The sequence below is a fragment of the Streptomyces poriticola genome (genome assembly GCF_036689765.1).
In the GTDB taxonomy this organism is placed as follows: Bacteria; Actinomycetota; Actinomycetes; order Streptomycetales; family Streptomycetaceae; genus Streptomyces; species Streptomyces poriticola.
Window position 1 is genome coordinate 1 of sequence record NZ_JBAGKH010000078.1, and the last position, 2,820, is coordinate 2,820.

Below are 2,820 nucleotides of genomic sequence, written 5' to 3' on the forward strand. Positions count from 1 at the left end.
TTCGACGGCCTCCCAGGCGGTCTCCAGGGCGAGCCGCTGCTGCGGGTCCATCGCCAGCGCCTCACGCGGGCTGATGCCGAAGAAGTCGGCGTCGAACCCGGCGACGTCCGCGAGGAAGCCGCCCTCCCGCACGTACGACGTGCCCGCGTGCTCGGGGTCCGGGTGGAAGAGGCCCGCGAGGTCCCAGCCCCGGTCGTCCGGGAACGGGGTGAGCGCGTCGCGCTCGTCGGCCAGAAGGCGCCACAGCTCCTCGGGCGAGGTCACTCCGCCGGGGTACCGGCACGCCATGCCGACGATCGCGATGGGGTCGTCGGCGGCGGGGCGGGCGACGGCGACCACCGGTGCCGTCTCCCCGGCGGGTTCGCCGAGGAGTGCGGCGAGCAAGTGGCCGGCCATGGCCTGCGGGTTGGGGTGGTCGAACACGAGGGTCGCGGGCAGGCGCAGCCCGGTGGCGGCGGACAGCCGGTTGCGCAGTTCGACGGCGGTCAGCGAGTCGAAGCCCAGCTCCTTGAACGCCCGGCCGGGGGTCACCGCGGTGTCGTCGGTGTGGCCGAGGACCACGGCGGCGTGCGAGCGGACGAGGGCGAGCAGGGTCCGTTCGCGTTCCGCGGCGGTGAGTCCGGTGAGCTTTCCGGCCAGGGTGTCCGGCCCGGCGTCCGCGGTGGCGGCGCGACGGACGGGGCCGCGGACCAGCCGGCGCATCAGAGCGGGTACGGCGGTGACGCCGGTGGCGAACGAGGTGAGGTCCAGCCAGGCGGGGACGAGGACCGGGGCGGAGCCGGCGGTGGCGCGGTCGAACAGGGCGAGCGCGTCGGACGTGGGCAGCGGCACCACACCGTCGCGGGCCGCGCGCCGCAGGTCTGCGGTGCCGAGATGGCCGGTCATGCCGCTGGCGTGCGCCCACAGGCCCCACACCTGGGACGTGGCGGGCAGGCCCTGGGCGCGGCGGTGTGTCGCGAGCGCGTCCACGAACGCGTTGCCCGCCGCGTAGTTGCCCTGTCCGGGCGCCCCGAAGAGACCGGACGTGGAGGAGAACAACACGAAGACGGCAGGCCGGTGGGGCGCGGTCAGTTCGTGCAGGTTCCAGGCGGCGTCGACCTTCGGGCGGAGCACCTTGGCGAGCCGCTCGGGGGTCTGCGAGGCGATGACGCCGTCGTCCAGGACGCCCGCGGCGTGGACGACACCGGCCAGGGGGCGCTCGGCGGTGATCCGGTCGAGCAGTGCGGCCAGAGCGGTGCGGTCGGCGGCGTCACAGGCGGCGACGGTCACCTCGGCGCCCAGGGCGCGCAGTTCGTCGGCGAGGGCCACGGCCTCGGGTGCCGCGTCGCCGCGCCGACCGGCCAGGACGAGCCGGCGTACGCCGTGCTCGGTCACCAGGTGCCGGGCGCTGAGGGCGCCGAGCGTGCCGGTGCCGCCGGTGACGAGGACGACGCCGTCGGACGGCCACAGGGCCGCCTCGCTCGTGCGCTCCTCGGTGCGCGGGGCACGGACCAGCCGGGGCGCGAGGACCCGGCCAGAGCGTACGGCGGTCTCGGGCTCGCCGGTGGCGAGGACGGCGGGCAGCTGCTGCAGTGCGTCGGGGCCGTCGACGTCGACCAGCACCAGCCTGCCGGGGTGTTCGGCACGGGCGGAGCGGATCAGGCCCCACACGGGCGCGTGGGCGAGGTCGGTGACGTCCTCGTGCTCGACCGGGACCGCGCCGTGGGTGAGGACGGCCAGCCGGGTGCCGGCCAGCCGCTCGTCGGCGAGCCACTCCTGAAGGACGGTCAGCACGCGCCGGGTGCCGGCGTGGGCCGCGCCGACGGTGTCGTCGGTCGGCTGCTGCCGGCACGGCAGCACCAGGGTGCCGGGCACGGTGTCCAGGGCGGCGACGGCGGCCAGGTCGGGGCAGGAGGGGTAGCCGGGCAGCGGAAGGTCGCCGAGCACGGCGATGCCGTCGACGTCGGCCGCAGGCAGCGGCACGGGCGTCCACTCGACCCGGTACAGCTCGTGGTCGCGGCCCGGGCCGGCCGTGGCCGGCGGGCGCAGGGTCACCGAGTCGACGGTGAGCACGGGGGCTCCGGTGTCGTCGGTGGCGTGCAGCGTGAACGTGTGCTCGCCCGCGGGGTGCAGGCGTGCCCGCAGCCGGGTGGCGCCCACGGCGTGCAGGGTGACGCCGTGCCAGGCGCCGGGGACCAGGCCGGGGCGTACGGCCGCGAGGGCGTCGGTGAGCAGGGCGGGGTGTACGCCCCAGCCGCCGGCGGTGTCGTCGGTCAGCTCGACGGTCACGTCGGTGTCCGCGTCCCGTGGTGCGGCGGCCGGGGCGGTGCCGGTGTGCGGGAGGAGGACGCCGGTCGCGTGCCGGGTCCAGGGCTGGTCCTCGCCGGCGTCGGCGGGCCGGGAGTGGACGTCGACCGGGCAGGTGCCGTCCTCGTTCTCCGCGCCCAGGGTGACCTGGAGGTGGAGGGCCCCGTCGGCGGTGTCGAGCGGGGTCTCCTCGGTCAGTTCGCCGAGCGTCCTGCCGTCGGCCGCGTGCAGGGCCAGGTCGAGCACGGAGCCGGCCGGCAGTTCGGTGCCCGCCGGCACGCGCCCGGTGAACACCAGTCCGCCGGACCCTGCGAGCGGGGTGACGGCGCCGAGCAGCGGGTGCCCGGTGCCGGTGAGGCCCAGGCCGGTGGCATCGGAGGCGACCGGGCCGCTGGGCCAGAAGCGGCGGCGCTGGAATGCGTAGGTGGGCAGGTCGACGTGGCGTCCGTCGGGGCAGCCCACCGTCCAGTCGACGGGCACGCCGTGGACGGCGGCCTCGGCGAGCGAGGTGAGGAGGCGGCGCGGGCCGTCCTC

General features: G+C 76.9%; 1 protein-coding gene. It reads right to left on the minus strand.

Annotated elements, in window-relative coordinates:
- A partial coding sequence (locus V5O46_RS31500; protein ID WP_332888153.1) for an SDR family NAD(P)-dependent oxidoreductase occupies positions 1-2,820 on the minus strand: 2,820 nt, incomplete at both ends.